A 17921-nucleotide genomic window follows, 5' to 3' on the forward strand; every position below is an offset into this window, starting at 1 on the left:
GCGTGGTGCGGAATATAAAGAAGGTATATCAGTTAATATCGTCCGCTATGGACAACAGCTCGGATCATCGACGATTGGAGCCATGGACAACGGCATCGTGGCCTGGACGCCGCGAGCACGAGGGATTCGGCAGCGCTGCCACTTGGAAGTAGCCAACTGGTTGATACATCTACGTTTTCATAGGAGCGAATAGCTGTGTCACGCAAGTCGACCGAAGCCGGGACGGGCGATCTCCTGCGACCGCCGACCTTCGGCGGGTTGTTGCGGAGGTTCCGCGACGACCGGCGGGTGTCCCGGGAAAAGCTGGCCTTCGCGGCGGGGGTGAGTTCCAGCTACATCACGCACCTGGAGGGCGGCGACCGCGCCCACCCGACGAAAGTGGTGGTCGAAGCGCTCATCGGATACCTGCACCGGATCGCGCCGCTCTCCGACGCCGAGCGCAGACACCTGTTCGACCTGGCCGGGCTGGCCGTCGCCTCGGCACCGACGGTCGCCGAGTTGCGCGCCGAGATCACCCAGGACATGCGCAACGGCCTCGCGATGCACGAGCCCAACGCGGCGGGCTATCTCGACACCCGGTGGAACGTCCTGTCCTGCAACGACGCCTACGCCGCCGTCTTCCCCGGCTTGGTCGAGGACGTGAACGTCCTGCGGTGGTTCTTCGGCAACGAGGTGTCCAAGCGGGTGATGGTCGAATGGGAGCGCGAGGCCGCGCTCACCGTGGACTGGCTGCGCGGACTCATCGGGCAGTCCGCGGGCGCCGACTGGTCCACCGAATTGCTCGCCGAACTCGGCCGGTATCCGGAATTCCGCAGGATGTGGGCGGCCGGGGGAACCGCATACGGCCGGGAAAGTCCGCAAATGCTGCTCCGCGATATCGAAACAGGACGGCCGTTCAGCCTGGACGTGCAGCTCTTCCGGGTGGATTCGGGAAGTCACCCCGGCCGGATTCAATTCTTCCTCGGCATCCGCACGCCCAACCACCCGGCGCGGGCAGGCATCGCCAACGGGGCAGCGGTCAACGGTTCGCTCGGCGGGTAGCTCGTTGTAAAGGCCCAGTGGCAGCGCGGTTTTCGTGGGAAACGTACCGCGCGGCATCGCCATGCGCGCAACCGTCGGCCCCGTCGGCGAAGCGGTCGCCGGGGCGGCGCCGTGCCGACCCGTGCGCGAAAACCGCTGGGGTAGCGCCTTTTCCGACGAAGTCATGGGTAGACGATAGCGCGCGGGCTACGCTGTCGAAATGCGTTGCGGGAGATATGCCATGCCCCGTCGCGGGTACCGGCTCTGCGGTACTTCCACTGGTCGGTGGGGGTACCTCACAGGGCGCGGGGGGAAGTTCCACTTCGTCTGGACAACGGTTGGGGAAACGTATTTGATCCGTTTATCGGCGCGGTCGGGCAATTAGTTGCGACACTGTGCAGATCTCGAAAGACAACGGATTGCGTGAACATTGCGGGGAGTGTGTGCTCATGGTCGATGACATCGGTTTGGTACCGCATATCTCGCTGGCGGCCGCCGCGAACTGCGCGAACGGAACGTTCGCGGTCTGCGGCGACGAGGGTCGCGCACTGTGGTATGGGCCGTTTCTCGACGGCGACGCCGATCATCCGCACGGCGATCGGCGCGCGGGCGCGATGGCCGCCGCGAACCGCGCGGTGTGGCTGGCCGGACGGGCTCGCGCGGACGCGGGCCACGCCGAGGCCACCCTGCATCTCACGGTGACCGAACCGGACATCGACATCGTCACCCTGGCCTGCACCGCGTCCATGTCCGGTCTCGTGCTCGACCTGATCTGCTCGGAAGACAATCCGGCGCTGGACTGGTGCCAGGTCTTCGGCAGCCTGGACTGGAATCCTGGCGCGCTTGTCGATCTGATGGACGGCGAATCCCAGGAGCAGGCACCCGGCAGACATCTACGCGCCGTCGACACCCACACGAACAACGACATCGAGGAAGGGTTGCCCATGATCCGCGACGCAGGAGACATCGGTTCGATCGGTGGGAAGCAGACGGTCGATCTCGGCGTGGAGTTGCGCGCCGCGCTCGAGGCGCTGCTGCTGCACGACGCCGTCGGCCTCGATGCCAAGATGCGCCACGCGATCGCCGCGACGGTGCACCTCGCGGTGGACACCCCGCACGGCCCGCCGGAGGACGCCGAGGAGTTCCTCGGCAGGTTGGACGCGGGCTGGCTGCTGGCCGCGTGGGCCGGGCACGACACCGAGATGTCGCTCATCGCCACGCTCGCCGCGGGTGACGTGCCCGCACTGTCCTGGTGCGAGCTGATGTTCACCACCGCGCTCGCGCCGTGGTCGACCAGTCCCGTCGCGGTGCACGCGCGCCGAATCTTCGCGACAGTGCAGCACGGCCGCATCGGCGCCGTGCGTCCGCAGGTGCGCGCGTCCGGGGCCTGACACCCGGCGCACGGCCGGAGGTAAGCCGACCCGGATCCGGGCGATAGCGCCCGGTCCGGGGCTCAGGCGGGATCGATCTCGGCGAAAGAGCCGATCCATCGGTGCGGCGGCCGCGGCGGATTGGGTTCGCCGGGCCGGTGCACGCCGACGGCCGACCAGCCCGCCGCGACGGCCGCGTCCAGTTCGTCCGGGTGGTCCGAGAGGAACAGGATCTCGGCCGCGGGCACGCCGATCGCGCCCGCGATCTTGTCGTAGGACGCGGCTTCGCGTTTCGGGCCCGCGGAGGACAGGTCGAAGTACCCGCTGATCAGCGAGCCGAGTTCGCCGCCGCGCGCGAAGGAGAACCAATCGCGCTGATTGCGCACCGAACCCGAGGAGTACACGTACAGCGTCAGCCCGGCGGCCTTCCATTCCGCCAGCGCGGGCGCGACATCGGGGAAGAACTCGCCGTGCAGCGCCCCGCTGCGGAAACCCTCGTGGCAGATCAAGCCCTGCGCGATCTTCAGCGGCTCGGCCTTGACGTCCGAGCCGAGCCAGCCGCGCAAGATCTCGGCCACCTCGGCGATGTCCGCGTCCGGACGTCCGGCCAGTTCCCTCGCGCCCGTGAGGACCGGCGCCGCCGCTCCGGCGCTGTTGTCGGCGAGCCACTGTGGCAGCCGTTCCCTGGTGTATCCGTACAGGTCCTCGCGCACGGAGTTGGTCGGGCTCGTTGTTCCCTCGATGTCGAGGACGATCGCGCTGGTCACGAGGCGGTGAGCAGTTCGTCGAGGGTGGGGAAGCCCTCGCTGATCCGGTCGCCGGTGAAATCGCCGATCCAGCCGTCCTCCTCCTCGAAGAAGCGGATCGCGATGAAATCGGGGCGGGTACCCATGTCGAACCAGTGCAGCGTGCCCGCCGGGACCGAGAGCAGATCGCCGCCCTCGCAGACCACCGCGAGCACCTCGTCGCCCAGGTGCAGATAGAAGCAGCCGCGGCCTGCCGCGAAGTAGCGCACCTCGTCCTCGGCGTGCCGGTGCTCGTTCAGGAACTTCTCCCTGGCGCCCTTGGCGATGGCGGGCCACTCGGGGTTCGCGTCGTCGGGGTGGATGCGCGCGATGTCGATGTGCTTGTAGCGGCCGGAGGCGTTGAGCTCGGCGACCCGGTCGGCGTAGTGGGCGAGCAGGTCATCGGAGGAGGTCGCGGCGGCCTCTTCGAGCGCGGGCCAGCGCTCGAACGCGATGCCGTGCGCGGCGAGTTCGGCGGCGATCACGGTGTCGTCGGTGGTCCGCACCCGCACGTCGGCGGCGTTGTCGGCGGCCATCACCTGGAGCAGGGTCATGTCAGTCCAATCTCGAGTGACTCGGCGGGCGTGGCGAAGGCGTGCCTGCGGCCGGTGCGAATCACCAGTTCGCACAGCGCCTCCAGGCATTCGGCGCGATCGCGCGCCCGGGAGAGATTCTCCCCCCAGGTGGTGATGCCGTGCCCGGCGATGCACAACACCGGTGGGGCGGCGGGGTTGTCGCGGAGATAGCGTTCGATGTCGGCGCCGATGCGCGGGACGTCGCGCCAGTTGGGGAACACCGGGATATCGATCGCCGACGGGTCGGCGGAACCGAGTCCCTTGATGAGCTCGAAATCGGTGATGCGCAGGGTAGTTTCGCGCTCGGCCGCGCCGGCCTCGGTCGCCAGCGCGGTCGCGTACGGCGAGTGCACGTGCACGACGGCTCCGGCGTCGGTGGTGCGGTACACCGCGGTGTGAATGGTGGTCTCGGCGGAGGGTTTCCGCCGCTGACCCGGCAGCGGGGCGGAGTCCTCGACGGCGACGGTCACCATGTCCGCTGGGGTCAGTTCGCCCTTCGACAGTCCGCTGCCGGTGACGACGGCGGTCGCGCCGTCGCGCACCGAGAGGTTGCCCGCCGTGCCCGGCATCCAGCCGCGGCCGTAGAGTTCCCTTGCGATGTCGGCGAGTTCGGTTCGGGCCGCCGAAACAGGTTCTGTCGCCGCACTGTTCGTGCCGTGCACCACGCCGTTCTCGGTGACGACCGCCGTGACCAGCTCGCTCGGCGTCACGTCGAAGGCCGGGTTGAACACCTCGGTGTCCGCGGGAGCCGTTGCGACGCCGCCGAATCCGGTGACCTCGGCCGCGGCCCGCTCCTCCACGACGATGTCGCGGCCGGTGGCGGTGTTCGGGTCCCGCGTCGATTCCGGCGCCACCACGATGAACGGGATGCCGTGCCGGTGCGCGGCGAGGGCGACGGCGTAAGTGCCGATCTTGTTGGCCACGTCGCCGTTGGCGGTGACCCGGTCCGCGCCGACAAGCACGCAGTCGACCTGGCCGGTGGCCATCGCCCACGCGGCGGCCGAATCGATGGTCAGCCGGTGCGGGATGCCCGCCTCGGCCAGCTCCCAGGCCGTCAGCCGCGCACCTTGCAGCAGCGGCCTGGTCTCGTCGACAAGCACGTTCTCGATCGCGCCGCGCTCGGCCAGTACCCGCAGCGTGCCGATCGCGGTGCCGAACGCGCTGGTCGCCACGCGGCCGGTGTTGCAGTGGGTGAGCACCCGCAGCGGTCGGTCCGCGCAGAGTCGCTGGACCAGGTCGGCGGCGTGCGTGGCGGCGGCCCGGTTGACGCGGCCGTCCTCGGCGAGCATGTCCAGGGTTTCGGCGAGCACCGCGTCGGCTCCGGCCGGAATCCGGGTGCGGACCCGTTCGACGGCCCAGGCCAGATTCACCGCGGTCGGTCGCGCTGCGGCGATGCGGTCGGCCTCGGCCCGCACCCGCGCCTCGTCCACCACACCGTCGACGGTGTGCGCGGCGGTCGCGATGACCACGCCGAACGCGCCCGCGATCCCGATCGCGGGCGCGCCGCGGATGGCGAGCGTCTTGATGGCCTCGATGATCTCGTCCACGGTGCCGAGCCGCAGCTCGCGCACCTCGTGGGGCAGCCCGCGCTGGTCGATGGTGACCAGGGCACCGTCGTCCCAGACCAGGGAACTGTCGTCCATCAGGCGCATCCTTTGTCGCGAAGAGCTGCATTCTGCCTGGTAAACGGTATCCGACCGGGCGGTGTCGCCGACAATCGGCTCGGCGCTGGGCAGACTCGAGATCGGGCAGACTCAGGACTGGGCAGCCTCGGCGCGCAGCTTCGCGGCACGTTCGCGCGGGTCGTAGTCCGGCCCGACGCCCTCGACGAGCACCAGGTCGCCGTCGATGTGATCGGCTCGCAGCCGCAGGATCGTCTGGTACTCGGGCGAGCGGTACCAGGCCCGCGCCCGCGCCAGATCCGGGAACTCGATCAGCACCATGCTGCCTGGCCACTCGCCTTCCACCACCTCGGCGGGCGGTCCGTGGATCACGAACCGGCCGTCGAACGGGTCCAAGGTGTCCTGGATGCGTTCCAGGTATTCCAGGATCTCCGGGTGTGGACGGCGGCTGCGCAGGTGGGCGAAGCCATAGGCGGACATAATTGATCCCTTCGACGCGGCGTGCCGCTCCGTGGCGAGCGGTGTGTCGAACGTATCGCCGCTCGCGTCGCGCGTCGATTACCCGCGAGGTAATAGATCGAAGGGATTGTGCCGTTCCAATGAATTAGTGAGCTCTACGAAAAGAAACTGCGTCTGCCGGTTCCGCAGAAACCGGCAGACGCAGTTCGGAGTCGCTCAGTTCTGGCCGTGACGCCGGTCCTGCTCCCGCTGGTCTTCGGGCATCCGGTCTCGCCCAGCTCGATTCATGCCCCTCTGGTCCTGCTCTTGGCGCTGCTGTTGCTGCTGCCGGGGCATCTGCTTGGGCATTTTCTTAGGCGTTTTCTTCGACTTTTCAGCCATCTCCACTCGGTCCTTTCCGAAGTGATTTGATTTCGCCTAACGACAACACCATAGCGAGCGCGCATCACTCGAGGAAGGGGAAAGCGAAAACATGTCGAGAGCCGCCGGTCGGAGGCCGATTTTTCAGAACGGCAGAAGTAGGAATTCCACGGAAATGCCGTCGGACGCCTCGGCGGGGACGACGACGAGCCCGTCGCGGTCGACAAGACCGCCCAGATGGGCCGTGCGCACCGTCGGATCGCCGATCCAGCCACCGGTCGGGGCGATGCGCGCGGGCACGATGCGGGTGACCGGTCCCGACACGTCGGCGGCATTGTGCAGGGGGCCGGTCAGCGGGCGACCCGGCTGAGCGCCGGTGCGTCCCGCCACGATGGCGGGCGCGAGCGCGAGCAGCGTCGCGACCGCCGCGAACGGATTCCCGGGCAGGCCGAGAACAGTTGTCCCGCCGGGAGTTTCGGCGACGATGGTGGACCCGCCAGGACGTAGTCGCAGGCGCGGCACCAGCACGCGGGCCTCGGCGCGCGCGATCGCGCCGCGCAGCTGATCGGCCGCGCCGCCGCCCGTCGCGCCGACGATGACCAGCAGGTCGCAGTCGGTGGACGCGGCGAGGACCTCGTCGAAGCCGTTGGGGGTGTCGCGCAGGTGCACCCGGTCCACCGTCCGGATGCCCGACCCGGCGAGCAGATCCGGCAGGATCGGCCCGATCGAATCCCTGGTCTGGCCGGCGCGCAGCGGGCCGTCGCTGCGGATCTCGTCGCCGGTCATCACGACGCGCGCGCGGACGGGCCCGCGCACCGCGGCCTCGGTGACCTCCACGCTGGCCGCCGCCGAGATCAGCGCGGCGGTCACCCGAGCGCCCTGCGGCGCGACCAGATCGCCGGGTGAGCGGTCCTCGCCGCGGCGGCGGATGTCGTCGCGGATCGGTGTCTCGGGCAGGCGGTGCAGGGTTTCGTCGGAGCCCACCCGGACGAACTCGTCACGGACCACGGTGGTGGTGCCGTCTGGCACGTGCGCTCCGGTGGCGATGCGCACCGCCTCACCCGGCAGCAGACCGACCGGGCGCTGTCCGCCCGCGAAGCCGATGTCGCGGCGCAACCGCCACGGCCCGTCCCCGGCGACGGCGTACCCGTCCATCGCGGAGACGTCGAAGCGAGGCAGCGCCTCGGCCGCGGTCAGCGGCGCGGCCAGCGCGGCGCCGCGCACGCTCGGCAGGTCCGTCCGGTAGGCGGTGAGCCGGGTGAGGCCGTCGCGCAGCGTGTTTCGTGCTTCGTCGAGTGTCAGCGGCGTCGTGTCCGCAGCCCGTGCTCGCGCCTGGCGCACCTCGTCCTCGGTGTCGCAGTCGGCGATACCGGACAGCCCGACGATCACGGTGTCGGCGGGCACCAGCGCCTTCATCGGCTGATTGGTCAGCGAATCCAGTTCGGCGAGTGCGGCATTGAGCGCGGAGCGGCGCCAGACGCCGATCAGATACTGCGGGCGGCCCGACTCGTCCGCGGCGAACACCGCCTCGGCGCCGGATTCGGCTTCGTGCCTGAGTAATTCGGCGATCGTACCCGGCGTCACGAAGGGCATGTCGGCGGCGAGCACCACCACCAGCGGCGCCCTGGAACCGGCGAGCGCGCGCAATCCGGCGTCGACCGCGGCCACCGGACCCGAGCCCGGCGGCACCTCGCGGACCTGCCGGATCTCCGGATTCAGCTCCGGCCGGTGCGGCCCGACGACGACGGTGCGCCCGCGGCCCGCGACCGCGGCGAGCGCCGCGTCCAGCATCGACCGGCCGCCGATCACGATCGCGGGTTTGTCGACCCCGCCCATGCGGCTGGCCCGCCCGCCCGCGAGCACGATCGCGTCGGCGGCCGTCACCGGATTGGCTCCGCACCGAGGTACATCATGTCCGAAATGCTAATTCGGGCGCGCGGCGGCCGGGGAACGCAGGCCGTCGGCGGGGCGATCCCGGTCGCGGCTCAGACGCGCGACAGGTCCGTCGCCCGGCGGAGCAAGCAGAACTCGTTGGCCTCTGGATCGGCGAGCACGGTGCCGGGGACGCCGCCGAACGCGCCCGCGTCGACCGGCGTCGCGCCCGCTTCGCGCAACCGTGCCAGCTCGGCGGCGGGATCGTCGGTCGGGAACGCCGTCAGATCGAGGTGCAGCCGGTTGCGTCCCTGCTTCGCGTCCTGGTTGCGGACGAACTCCAGCCAGGACCCGAGGCCCGTCGCCGAACGAAGACCCGCGACCTTGGCGCCGGAGTGCGCGATCGGCCAGCCCGAGGCGGTGGACCAGAACGCGGCGAGCCGCGCCGGATCCCGCGTGTCCACCACGATGGCCGCCACCGCGCCGGTGTCCACGTACTGCTCCCTCGGCTCGAGCACGCAGAACTCGTTGCCCTCGGGGTCGGCGAGCACCACCCACGGCACGCCGCCCTGTCCGATGTCGACATGCCGCGCGCCGAGCGCGAGCGCCCGATCCACCTGAACTCGCTGGTGGTCGAGCGAGCGGCTCGCCAGGTCGAGGTGCAGACGGTTCTTGCCGCTCTTCGGGATGTCCGCAGGCAGGAAGGTCAGTGCGATGTCGAGGCCGTCCGGGTCGGGCGCGGCGACGTCGACCTCGTCCGGCCGGTCGACGGTCACCGACCAGCCGAGCAGCTGAGCCCAGAACTCCGCGACGACGCGCGGCCGCTGCGCATCGAAGACGACACACGCCAGGCGGGTGGACATGATTCCACGTTAACGCCTTGGCGCATCCCGAACTTCGGGAAACCGGAAACGCGCCTCGCGCAGATTCACCCTGCCGTCCTCGATCGGCACGTCCTCGGCGGCGAGCAGGCGCAACTGACGGTCGGCCAGATGCGCGGCGGGCCTGCCGCCCGCGCGCAGCACGCGGTGCCACGGCAGGTCGGCGGCGTCGGTGCGCATGATCCAGCCGACCGTGCGCGGGGTCGAGAGCCCGGCCGCCGCGGCGATGTCGCCGTAGGTGGCGACCATGCCGGGCGGAATGCTCGCGACGAGCTCGCGCACCAGCTCGATCTGCGCGTCGGAGGTCGGCATGGCGCGGTCCCTACAGCGCCGCGCGGATCAGGGCCGCGGTTTCGGCCGGACGCGCTTGCGCGACCATGTGGTCGCAGTCGAACTCGTGCACGGTCAGCCGCGGCCCGAGGTGTGCGGCCAGTGCCGCGCGGAACTCGGCGGTCACGAACGGCGGCTGCACCTTCATGGCCTGCACGAGCACCGTCGGCAGCTCGGCCGGCGGCAGCACGAACGCGCGCGCCAGCTGCCCCCAATAGGAGATGACGGCGGGCGTGCTCAGCCGCCAGCCGACCCTGCCGTTCTCGGTGGGCACCAGGTGCTCGGCCAGTTCCGCCTCCAGCAGCCGGGATTCGACGTCGTGCCAGGCGCTGGCGAGTTTGTCCCTGCGCGCGTGCTCGATGTCGGCGTAGTCGGGGTGCGCGATGGTCCGCGCCGCGATGTCGGAGAGCAGGCCGGCGTCCTCCGCGATCGCGGGATCGAGCAGGACGAGCCCGCGCACCAGCTCCGGGTGCCGCGCGGCCAGGTGCACGCCGACCGCGCCGCCGAAGGAATGGCCGACCACCAGCACCGGCCCGTCGACCTCGGCGGCGAGCAGTTCGACGAGGTCGGCGACGATGGTCTCGAAGTCCCACGGCGGCAGCGAGGTCGACCGGCCGTGTCCGCGCAGGTCCGGCGCTACGACACGGACCTCGGGCAGATGCTCGGCGGCCAGCGCGGCCCAGCGGTGGCCGTGCCCGGTGAGCCCGTGCAGGGCGAGCACGGTCGGGCCCGTGGCGGGACCGAAGCGGTGAACGTGGAGAGTCGGCACCGGGCCATTCTGTCGGGTCGGGCGCGGCACGTCATCCCGGGCGGCCGGTCGGCGGTGGTCGACGCCCCGGTGTCGCGGAGGTGGCCGTGACGTGGACAACGTCCGGCCGGAGCGGGGCCGCGGCGTGTCGGCCCCGTCTGTTGCAATAGCCGACGTGGTGCGATCGGATAGCGCGGTGCGACTTGTTCGCCGGAACGCAACGGCACCCCGGGCGCGGCTCTGGGGCGCCGACGTGCGCCCACTGCTCGAGGCCATGGCGGGCCCCGCCCCCGCGCGCCAGGGGTGGCGGCCCTGGCAGGTGCTCGGCGGACCGGGTACCGGCAAGACCGCGCTGCTCACCGACCTCGCCGCCGCGCGCATCGCGGCCGGAGCCGATCCGGAATCGGTGCTGCTCCTGACCCATTCGAAGCAGGCGGCGGCCACCGTGCGCGACGCCATCACCGCGCGCCTGAGCGGTACCGGACCCGACGCCGAAGGCGGCGTCCCCGGTGCGACGCGGGAGCCGCTGGTGCGCACCCTGCACTCCTACGCCTTCGCGGTGTTGCGCAGGCACGCCGCCGCGCACGGCAACCCGCCGCCGCGTTTGCTGACGGGTGCCGAGCAGGATGCCGTGCTGCGCGAGATGCTGCGCGGCGACCTCGACGACCTCGCCGACGGCGCGACCGGACTGTGGCCGGAGCGATTGCAGCCCGCGCTCGGCCTCGCCGGGTTCGCCGAGCAGTTGCGCAACCTCATGCTGCGGGCCACCGAACGCGGCATCGGCCCGGAGGATCTGATGGCGCTCGGCCGCGAGCACGGCAAGCCGGAGTGGGTGGCGGCGGGCCGCTTCGCGCAGCGCTACGAGCAGGCCATGCTGCTGCGCTGGTCGGTCGGCGTCGAGGCGCCCGAAGCGACCGCGCCCGCGCTGGACGCCGCCGAGCTGATCGGCGCGGCACTGGACGCGCTCGCCACCGACCCGAATCTGCTTGCCGCCGAACGAGCCAGGATCGACTACCTGCTGGTGGACGACGCGCAGCATCTCGACCCGCAGGCGGCGCTCCTTGTCCGCGTCATCGGGGCGGCGGCGCACTGCGCGGTCGTCGCTGGCGATCCGGATCAGGGCGTCTTCGCCTTCCGCGGCGCCGACCCGCGCTTCGCGGCCGAGCCAGGTGGGCCCGAGGAACAGCGAATCGTGTTGCGGCACAACCACCGATCCGGACCGCAGGTCCAGCTGGCCGTCGCCAGGGTCGCGGCAAGGTTGCCCGGCAGTGCGCCGCAACGCTTTTCGCTACCCGACCGCGCGTCGGCGCCCGCGGACGACGGCGCCGCGGTCCGCGTCCGGGTACTCGCCACGCCCGCCAAGGAGGCGGCGCTGATCGCCGACCATTTGCGGCGCGCCCACCTCACCGGCGGGGTGCCGTGGTCGGAGATGGCCGTGATCGTCCGCTCGGTCCCGCTCTCGCTGGCTCCGCTGCGGCGCGCGTTGCTCGCGGCAGGCGTTCCGGTGCAGCAGCCCGCGCTGGACGTGCCGTTGGCGCGGCGGCGCGGCGCGGCCTGGATGCTGCTCGCGTTGCGCGCGCTGCTCGCGGGGGAACGGTCGCGCCGAGCGGGGGAGTCGATGTTCTCCGCCGAAGACGCGCTCGATCTGCTCTCCGGTCCGCTCGGCGGCGCGGACCAGATCACGCTGCGGCGGTTGCGTCGCGGTGTCCGGCGCGCGGTGCTCGAGTTGGAGCGCAAGTCGGCGAGGCGTGCGGAAGGACAGGTGTGGGCCGCGGCGACGACGTCGGACGACGTGCCGTTGCCGGAGGATGCCCCGCCACCGGAGGACGTGCCGCCGGAGGCGCTTCCACCGGAGGACGCGCCGTCGGACATGCTTTCGCCGGAGGATGCGCCGCCGGAGGCGCTTTCGCCGGATGACGTGCCGTCGGACGTGCTTTCGCCGGATGACGTGCCGTCGGACTCGCTTTCGCCGGATGACGTGCCGTCGGACTCGCTTTCGCGGGATGACGTGCCGTCGGACGCACTTTCGCCGGAGAATGTGCCGTCCGATGATGCGCCCCCGCCGGATGATGCGTCGTCGGACGTGCTTTCGTCGGATGATGCTCCGGCGGCCGTGCTTTCGGCGGAGGATGCGCCGCCGGACGCGCTTTCGAGGCAGGATGCGCCGCCAGAGGACGAATTCGATACGGAGGCAGGGGACACCGAGTGGTCGGCCGTCGACCCCGACTCGATCGTCAGCGAATCGGAGTGGCGGGAAGCCGATCTCGAATGGGGTCTGGAGGTCGCCGAGCACGCGGACGACAGTGCGACGCCGAGCCGTCCCGGCGACGAGCGCCCGGTTGATCGCGGAGCCGCCGATTCGGCACAGGACGACGAAACCCCGAGCGACACGGCACATCCCAGCCCGCTCGACCAGTCGTCGGCCGAGGTCTTGCGCGATCTGCTGGTCGGCATCGGCGATCGCGCACTGCTCGACCGCCTCACCGACGTCGAGGCCGCCCCGCTGCGCCGTGTGCTCGACGCCTTGGATCGCGCACGCAAGGCGCGCAGGCGGGCCACCGGTCTGGAGGACGTGCTGTGGGCGTTGTGGACCGCCTCGCGCCTGGAGCGGCGCTGGGTCGCCCAGTCCGAACGCGGCGGCGCGGTCGGCATGCAGGCCGACCGCGATCTCGACGCCGCCGTCGGCCTGTTCGACGCCGCGGCCGCCTACGTCGACCGTATTCCTCGGGCCGGTATCGAGGGTTTCGTGGAATACCTGGTGCAGCAGGAGATTCCACAGGACACCGCGCCGTTGACCGCGCCGGGTGAGGCGGTCGCCCTGCTCAGCGCGCACGCCGCGGCGGGCCGGGAGTGGGACGTGGTCGCGGTCGCGGGCGTCCAGGAGGGCATCTGGCCCAACACCCGGCCGCGCGGCACCCTGCTGCACACCGAGGACCTGGTCGATCTCGGCGCTGGCATCGGTCTTGCGGGCGAACAGGTCAGCCGCGCCGCGCCGATCCTGGCGGAGGAGCGCAGGCTGCTGCTCGTCGCGTGCAGCAGGGCGCGGCGTTCGCTGCTGGTGACGGCGGTCGAATCCGTCTCGGGCGAGCGCGATCTGGTGCCCTCGCGCTTCCTCTCCGAGCTGCTCGGCCACGACGACGACACCGAGCCCGGCGCGCTGCCGGTGGCCGATCCCGGTCGCGCGCTCGTCATGCACTCGCTGGTTGCCGAGCTGCGCGGCGTGGTCTGCGACGCCGAGGCCGACCCGGAGCGCCGCCGCAGGGCCGCGCACCAGCTGGCACGCTTGGCGCACGCCGGTGTGCGCGGCACCCATCCCGAGGAGTGGTACGGCACAGCCGAACTCAGCTCGCTGCGCCCGCTGTGGGACGACGAGGAGACCGCGGTCGCGCTGTCGCCGTCCACCGTGGAGCTGCTGCGCACCTGCCCGCTGCGCTGGGCGCTGGAACGGCACGGCGGCACCGACGGCGACAACCCGCACGCCGTCAAAGGCAATCTGGTGCACACCCTGGTGCAGGCGCTGGCGGGCAAGGTGCCCGAGGCGCAGGTGCGCGCGGCGCTCGACCGGGCGTGGCAGGCCATCGATCCCGGCACCGGCTGGCATTCCCGCCAGGAGCTGCGGCGCACCGAGGCGATGCTGGAGACGTTCATGGCCTGGATCCGCAACACTCGAGGCGAACTCACCCAGGTCGGCGTCGAGGTGCCCGTCGACACCGTGCTCGCGCCGCGCGGCGACGGCGAACCGCCGGTGCGGATCAAGGGCCGGGTGGACCGGCTGGAGCGGGATGCCATGGGCCGCTTCGTGATCGTCGACGTGAAGACCGGCAAGACGCCGATCAGCAAGCAGGCCGCCGCCGACCACGCGCAGCTGGCGACCTACCAGGTGGCCGCCGCGCTCGGCGCGCTCGACGAGAACGACGGCGGGCCAACGGAATCCGCCGCTGAACCGGGTGGCGCGCGGCTGGTGTACGTCGCCAAGCCGAGCAGCAAGGAGGGCGCCACCCAGCGCATGCAGGAGCCGCTCGACCGCGCGGCGCTGGACAAGTGGCGCGACACCATCCACGACGCCGCCGCGTCCACCCGCGGGCCGAGCTACCTCGCCATGCGCAACGACGGGTGTCGTCACTGCGCGGTCGCGGGCAGCTGCCCGGTGCAGGACACCGGAAGGCAGGTGACCGACGAGTGAGTCACCCCGCGGTGTCGCCGCTGCGGATCGCCGAGGCGCTCGGCCTGCCACCCCCGACCGACGAACAAGCAGCCGTGATCGCCGCGCCGCCCGGGCCGACCCTGGTCGTGGCGGGCGCGGGCGCGGGCAAGACCGAGACGATGGCCGCGCGCGTGGTCTGGATGGTGGCCAATCGGCTGGTGCTGCCCGATCAGGTCCTCGGCCTGACCTTCACGCGAAAAGCCGCGCAGCAGTTGACCGCTCGCATCCGTACCCGCTTGGCCAGGCTGGCGGGTTCACAGCTGCTGCGCGATCTGGACGCGTCGGGCGAGCTGCGCGCCCAGCTCTCCGGCGCCGAACCCGAGATCAGTACCTACCACTCCTACGCAGGTCGGCTGCTCACCGAGCACGGCCTGCTGCTTCCGGTGGAGCCGTCGGCCACGCTGCTCACCCAGACGCAGCTGTGGCAGCTCGCGCACCAGGTGGTGCGGGCATGGGACGGCGACCTGGACACCGACCGCACGCCGGTCTCGGTGACCGAGGCGGTGCTTGCGCTCTCCGGTCAGCTCGCCGAACACCTGGTGGAGGCCGAACAGCTGGCCGAGGCGCACACCGAGCTGGAAAAGCTCGTGCACACCCTGCCCGCGGGGCCGCGTCAGCGCGGCGGGCCGAGCCAGGCGCTGTTGTCCATCGTGCAGGTGCAGCGCGAGCGGGTGGCGCTGCTGCCGCTCGTCCAGCAGTTGGCCGCCGCGCTGCGCCGTCGCGGCGCGCTGGACTTCGGCGCCCAGATGTCGCTGGCGGCGCGGCTGGCGGCCGAGCATCAGGAGGTGGCGATCGCCGAGCGCGGCAGGTTCCGGCTCGTCCTGCTCGACGAGTATCAGGACACCGGCCACGCCCAGCGCATCCTGTTGACCGCGCTGTTCGGCGGCGAAGCGCCGGCGGCTTCCGAGCTGCGTCCCGAAACTGGCGGCGTCGCACGGCGTTTGGCGGTGACCGCGGTCGGTGACCCGATGCAGTCCATCTACGGCTGGCGTGGCGCGTCGGCCGCCAACCTGCCCCGTTTCGCCACCGACTTCCCGCTGGCCCCCGGCGTGCCAGCGCCGATCCTGCCGCTGCTGACCAGCTGGCGCAATCCGCCGGAGGCGCTCGCGCTTGCCAACCTGGTCGCCGAACCGCTGCGCCGCACCGCGCTCGACGCGGGCGGGGTGACCGTCGACGCACTGCGCGCCAAACCCCATGCCGAACCGGGCGTCGTCGCGGTGGCGCTGACCGAAACCGTTGCCGAGGAGCGGGATTGGGTCGCCGAGCGGATCGCGACGGAATGGTCCGCGCGGCACGCGGCGGGGGAGCCGCCGCCGACCTCGGCGGTTCTGGTGCGCCGCAACGCCGATGCGTCACCGCTCGCGGAAGCGCTACGCAACCAAGGACTTCCGGTGGAGATCGTCGGGCTCGGCGGCCTGCTCGCCACGCCGGAGGTGGCCGACATCGTCGCCACCCTGCGCCTGATCGCCGAGCCCGCCGCCGGCAGCGCGGCCGTGCGTGTGCTCACCGGCGCCCGCTGGCGCCTCGGCGTCGCCGATCTCGCCGCGCTCGCCAAGCGCGCGCGGGAACTGTCCATCAGCAGACTCTCCGGCGGCGAGACCGACGAGATCACCGACAGCGCCGCGCTCGCCGCCGCGCTGCGCGAGGTGGCACCCGAACCGGCCGAGCAGGCGGGCTTGGCCGACGCGATCGCCGATCCCGGTCCGCCGGAGAACTATTCGGCCTCGGGTTACAGCCGCATCGAGGCGCTCGGCAGGGAACTCGCCGCACTGCGTGAACGCAGCGGCCAGCCGCTGGTCGAACTCGTGGCCGACGTGGAGCGCACCATCGGCGTCGGCGTCGAGACCCAGGCGCGCCGCGCCATGGCAGGTACCGGAGCGGGACGCGAACATCTGGACGCGTTCGCCGAAGTCGTCGCCGGCTACGCGGCCGACTCAGGCGCCACGCTGAGCGGTCTGCTCGCGTTCCTCGCCGCCGCCGAGTCGGTCGAGAACGGGCTGGAGCCCGGCGAGGTGGAGGTCGCCAAGGACCGCGTGCAGGTGCTGACCGTGCACGCGGCCAAAGGGCTGGAATGGGAGATCGTCGCGGTTCCGCACGTGGTGCGCGGCGTCTTCCCCTCGGGCGCCGCCTCGGCGACGTGGCTCGGCGCGCTCGCCGAGTTGCCGACCTCGCTGCGCGGCGACCGCATCCAGGACGACGCCGCCGAGGGCGTCCCGGTCCTCGACCTGTCGGACCTGTACGACCGGGCCGATCTGGAGGCCGCCATCAAGGCGCACAAGGGCGCGCTGGACCGCAGGCGCCTCGATGAGGAACGGCGGCTGTTCTACGTCGCGCTCACCAGAACCGAACGGGTGCTGCTGGTTTCGGCGCACCACTGGGCAGAGACCGGCTCGACCCCCAAGGGACCGTCGGACTTCCTTCTGGAGCTGAAGAACGCGAGCGAGTCGGCAGGCGGGCCCGCGTTCGGCGTGCTCGACATCGCGCGGTGGGACGATCCGCCCGAGGTCGACGCGGTCAATCCGTTCACCGACAATCCGGCGACCGCCGAGTGGCCGCGCGACCCGCTCGGCCCGCGCCGCGACCCGATCGAGCAGGGCGCCGCTCTGGTCCGTACCGCGCTGGCGGACCTGCGCGCCAAGCCCGCCGACGCACGGCCCACGGCATCATCCGCACGAGACGAGAGCCCTGCCAAGGCAACCGCGCCGGTGCTAGAGGCCGAGCCGGAAGCGCTGTTCTCGATCGACGAACTGACTTCTCCCGCCGACGATTTCGCACCGCCACCCGACGACTTCGAGCCGCCGCCGGACGAGTTCGTCCCGGCCGATCAGGCCGTCGACCCGGACGACCCGGAGGGCTGGGCCGCCGACGTCGACGCGCTGCTCGCCGAGCACGCGGCGAGCCTCGCCGAGGCCCAGGTGGTGGAACTGCCCGGCCAGATTCCCGCCACCGCCCTGGTGGAGATGCGCGCCGATCCCGCGAAACTCGCTCGGCGCCTGCGCCGCCCGCTGCCGTACCCGCCGAATCCGTTGGCCCGCCGCGGCACCGCGTTCCACGCCTGGGTGCAGCGCTGGTTCGCGGGCACCCGGCTGCTCGGGCTCGACGAGCTGCCAGGCGCGGGCGAACCCGACCCGCACGACGCGAGCGTCGACGCCGAGCTGGCCAGGATGCAGGACGCGTTCCTGAATTCGCCGTGGGCGCACCGCAGTCCGCTCGACGTCGAGGTGCCCTTCGAAACGTCGATCGCGGGCACCGTGATCCGCGGCCGCATGGACGCGGTGTTCGCCGAACCCGGCGGCGGGTGGACCGTCGTCGACTGGAAGACCGGTGCCGAACCCGGACCCGCCGACGAGCCGGCGGTCGCCATGCAGCTGGCCATCTACCGGTTGGCCTGGGCCCGCCTGATGGCCGCGCGGCACGGCGGCACCGAACACGAGATGCTCGACAAGATCGGCGCCGCTTTCCATTACGTGCGCTCGGGCCGCACCATCGCGCCCGCGGAGTTGCCAGGACCCGAAGAACTCGCCGAACTCATCCGTTCGGCCGCGCCGGTCAGACAGGACGACTGACTCGGCAGCGCCGCGAGACCCGTTCGGTCAGTGCGACCTGTCCCGGGGCAGACCTGCAAAGGACACAGGACGATCCGTCCGATCCGTCCGCACGCCTAGACCGCCGCAGTGCGATCCGACCGAACCCGC

At 71.6% G+C, this 17921-nt stretch carries 13 protein-coding genes; 4 read left to right on the forward strand and 9 right to left on the reverse strand.

Annotated elements, in window-relative coordinates; genetic code table 11:
- Positions 1–195 precede the first annotated feature (195 nt).
- Positions 196–1041, forward strand: a complete 846-nt coding sequence (locus tag NAM01S_RS25125) for a helix-turn-helix transcriptional regulator (RefSeq protein ID WP_067789460.1) — start codon at positions 196–198, stop codon at positions 1039–1041.
- Positions 1042–1469: 428 nt separating this feature from the next.
- The gene (locus NAM01S_RS25130; RefSeq protein WP_067789568.1) at positions 1470–2411 is read left to right on the forward strand and encodes a hypothetical protein; all 942 of its coding nucleotides are present in this window, start codon (positions 1470–1472) and stop codon (positions 2409–2411) included.
- Between the two features lie 62 nt (positions 2412–2473).
- Here NAM01S_RS25130 and mtnC read toward each other — a convergent pair whose 3' ends face one another.
- The 9 genes from mtnC to NAM01S_RS25170 all read right to left on the reverse strand — a co-directional run bounded on the left by mtnC (position 2474) and on the right by NAM01S_RS25170 (position 10043).
- A complete protein-coding gene (gene mtnC, locus NAM01S_RS25135) occupies positions 2474–3157 on the reverse strand; it encodes an acireductone synthase (RefSeq protein ID WP_067789463.1) in 684 nt (227 codons plus the stop codon).
- The gene (locus tag NAM01S_RS25140; RefSeq protein ID WP_067789465.1) at positions 3154–3729 is read right to left on the reverse strand and encodes a 1,2-dihydroxy-3-keto-5-methylthiopentene dioxygenase; all 576 of its coding nucleotides are present in this window, start codon (positions 3727–3729) and stop codon (positions 3154–3156) included. The genes mtnC and NAM01S_RS25140 overlap by 4 nt, the downstream gene beginning before the upstream one ends.
- Positions 3726–5393 carry a bifunctional S-methyl-5-thioribose-1-phosphate isomerase/methylthioribulose 1-phosphate dehydratase gene (locus tag NAM01S_RS25145; RefSeq protein WP_067789571.1) on the reverse strand — a complete coding sequence of 556 codons (1668 nt, stop codon included), beginning with the start codon at positions 5391–5393 and terminating at the stop codon, positions 3726–3728. The genes NAM01S_RS25140 and NAM01S_RS25145 overlap by 4 nt, the downstream gene beginning before the upstream one ends.
- A gap of 111 nt (positions 5394–5504) precedes the next feature.
- Entirely contained in the window at positions 5505–5852 is a 348-nt protein-coding gene (locus NAM01S_RS25150) for a DUF1330 domain-containing protein (RefSeq protein ID WP_067789466.1), read from the reverse strand.
- Between the two features lie 195 nt (positions 5853–6047).
- Positions 6048–6212: a hypothetical protein gene (locus NAM01S_RS35315; RefSeq protein WP_157107903.1), complete on the reverse strand. Its 165-nt coding sequence runs from the start codon at positions 6210–6212 to the stop codon at positions 6048–6050.
- A 123-nt stretch (positions 6213–6335) separates the two neighbouring features.
- Positions 6336–8075: an NTP transferase domain-containing protein gene (locus NAM01S_RS25155; RefSeq protein ID WP_084483283.1), complete on the reverse strand. Its 1740-nt coding sequence runs from the start codon at positions 8073–8075 to the stop codon at positions 6336–6338.
- Between the two features lie 101 nt (positions 8076–8176).
- Positions 8177–8926, reverse strand: a complete 750-nt coding sequence (locus tag NAM01S_RS25160) for a VOC family protein (protein WP_067789469.1) — start codon at positions 8924–8926, stop codon at positions 8177–8179.
- A gap of 9 nt (positions 8927–8935) precedes the next feature.
- Positions 8936–9256, reverse strand: a complete 321-nt coding sequence (locus NAM01S_RS25165) for an MGMT family protein (RefSeq protein WP_067789472.1) — start codon at positions 9254–9256, stop codon at positions 8936–8938.
- 10 nt (positions 9257–9266) lie between these two features.
- On the reverse strand, positions 9267–10043 hold the full coding sequence (locus NAM01S_RS25170) for an alpha/beta fold hydrolase (RefSeq protein WP_067789577.1): 777 nt from the start codon (positions 10041–10043) through the stop codon (positions 9267–9269).
- A 232-nt stretch (positions 10044–10275) separates the two neighbouring features.
- Here NAM01S_RS25170 and NAM01S_RS25175 point away from each other — a divergent pair, with 232 nt between their 5' ends.
- Both NAM01S_RS25175 and NAM01S_RS25180 read left to right on the forward strand, forming a co-directional pair.
- Complete coding sequence (locus tag NAM01S_RS25175) at positions 10276–14205, forward strand: PD-(D/E)XK nuclease family protein (RefSeq protein ID WP_373862694.1); 3930 nt, start codon at positions 10276–10278, stop codon at positions 14203–14205.
- The gene (locus NAM01S_RS25180; protein WP_067789475.1) at positions 14202–17792 is read left to right on the forward strand and encodes an ATP-dependent helicase; all 3591 of its coding nucleotides are present in this window, start codon (positions 14202–14204) and stop codon (positions 17790–17792) included. The genes NAM01S_RS25175 and NAM01S_RS25180 overlap by 4 nt, the downstream gene beginning before the upstream one ends.
- The last annotated feature ends 129 nt before the right edge of the window (positions 17793–17921 follow it).

It is taken from the genome of Nocardia amikacinitolerans NBRC 108937 (assembly GCF_001612615.1).
GTDB classification, from domain to species: Bacteria; Actinomycetota; Actinomycetes; order Mycobacteriales; family Mycobacteriaceae; genus Nocardia; species Nocardia amikacinitolerans.

Excerpts from the sequence above, each read along its gene's own strand:
- NAM01S_RS25130 (WP_067789568.1), top strand. The coding sequence starts at position 1,470 with ATGGTCGATGACATCGGTTTGGTACCGCATATCTCGCTGGCGGCCGCC.
- NAM01S_RS25140 (WP_067789465.1), bottom strand. The coding sequence starts at position 3,729 with ATGACCCTGCTCCAGGTGATGGCCGCCGACAACGCCGCCGACGTGCGG.
- NAM01S_RS25145 (WP_067789571.1), bottom strand. The coding sequence starts at position 5,393 with ATGGACGACAGTTCCCTGGTCTGGGACGACGGTGCCCTGGTCACCATC.
- NAM01S_RS25150 (WP_067789466.1), bottom strand. The coding sequence starts at position 5,852 with ATGTCCGCCTATGGCTTCGCCCACCTGCGCAGCCGCCGTCCACACCCG.
- NAM01S_RS35315 (WP_157107903.1), bottom strand. The coding sequence starts at position 6,212 with ATGGCTGAAAAGTCGAAGAAAACGCCTAAGAAAATGCCCAAGCAGATG.
- NAM01S_RS25160 (WP_067789469.1), bottom strand. The coding sequence starts at position 8,926 with ATGTCCACCCGCCTGGCGTGTGTCGTCTTCGATGCGCAGCGGCCGCGC.
- NAM01S_RS25165 (WP_067789472.1), bottom strand. The coding sequence starts at position 9,256 with ATGCCGACCTCCGACGCGCAGATCGAGCTGGTGCGCGAGCTCGTCGCG.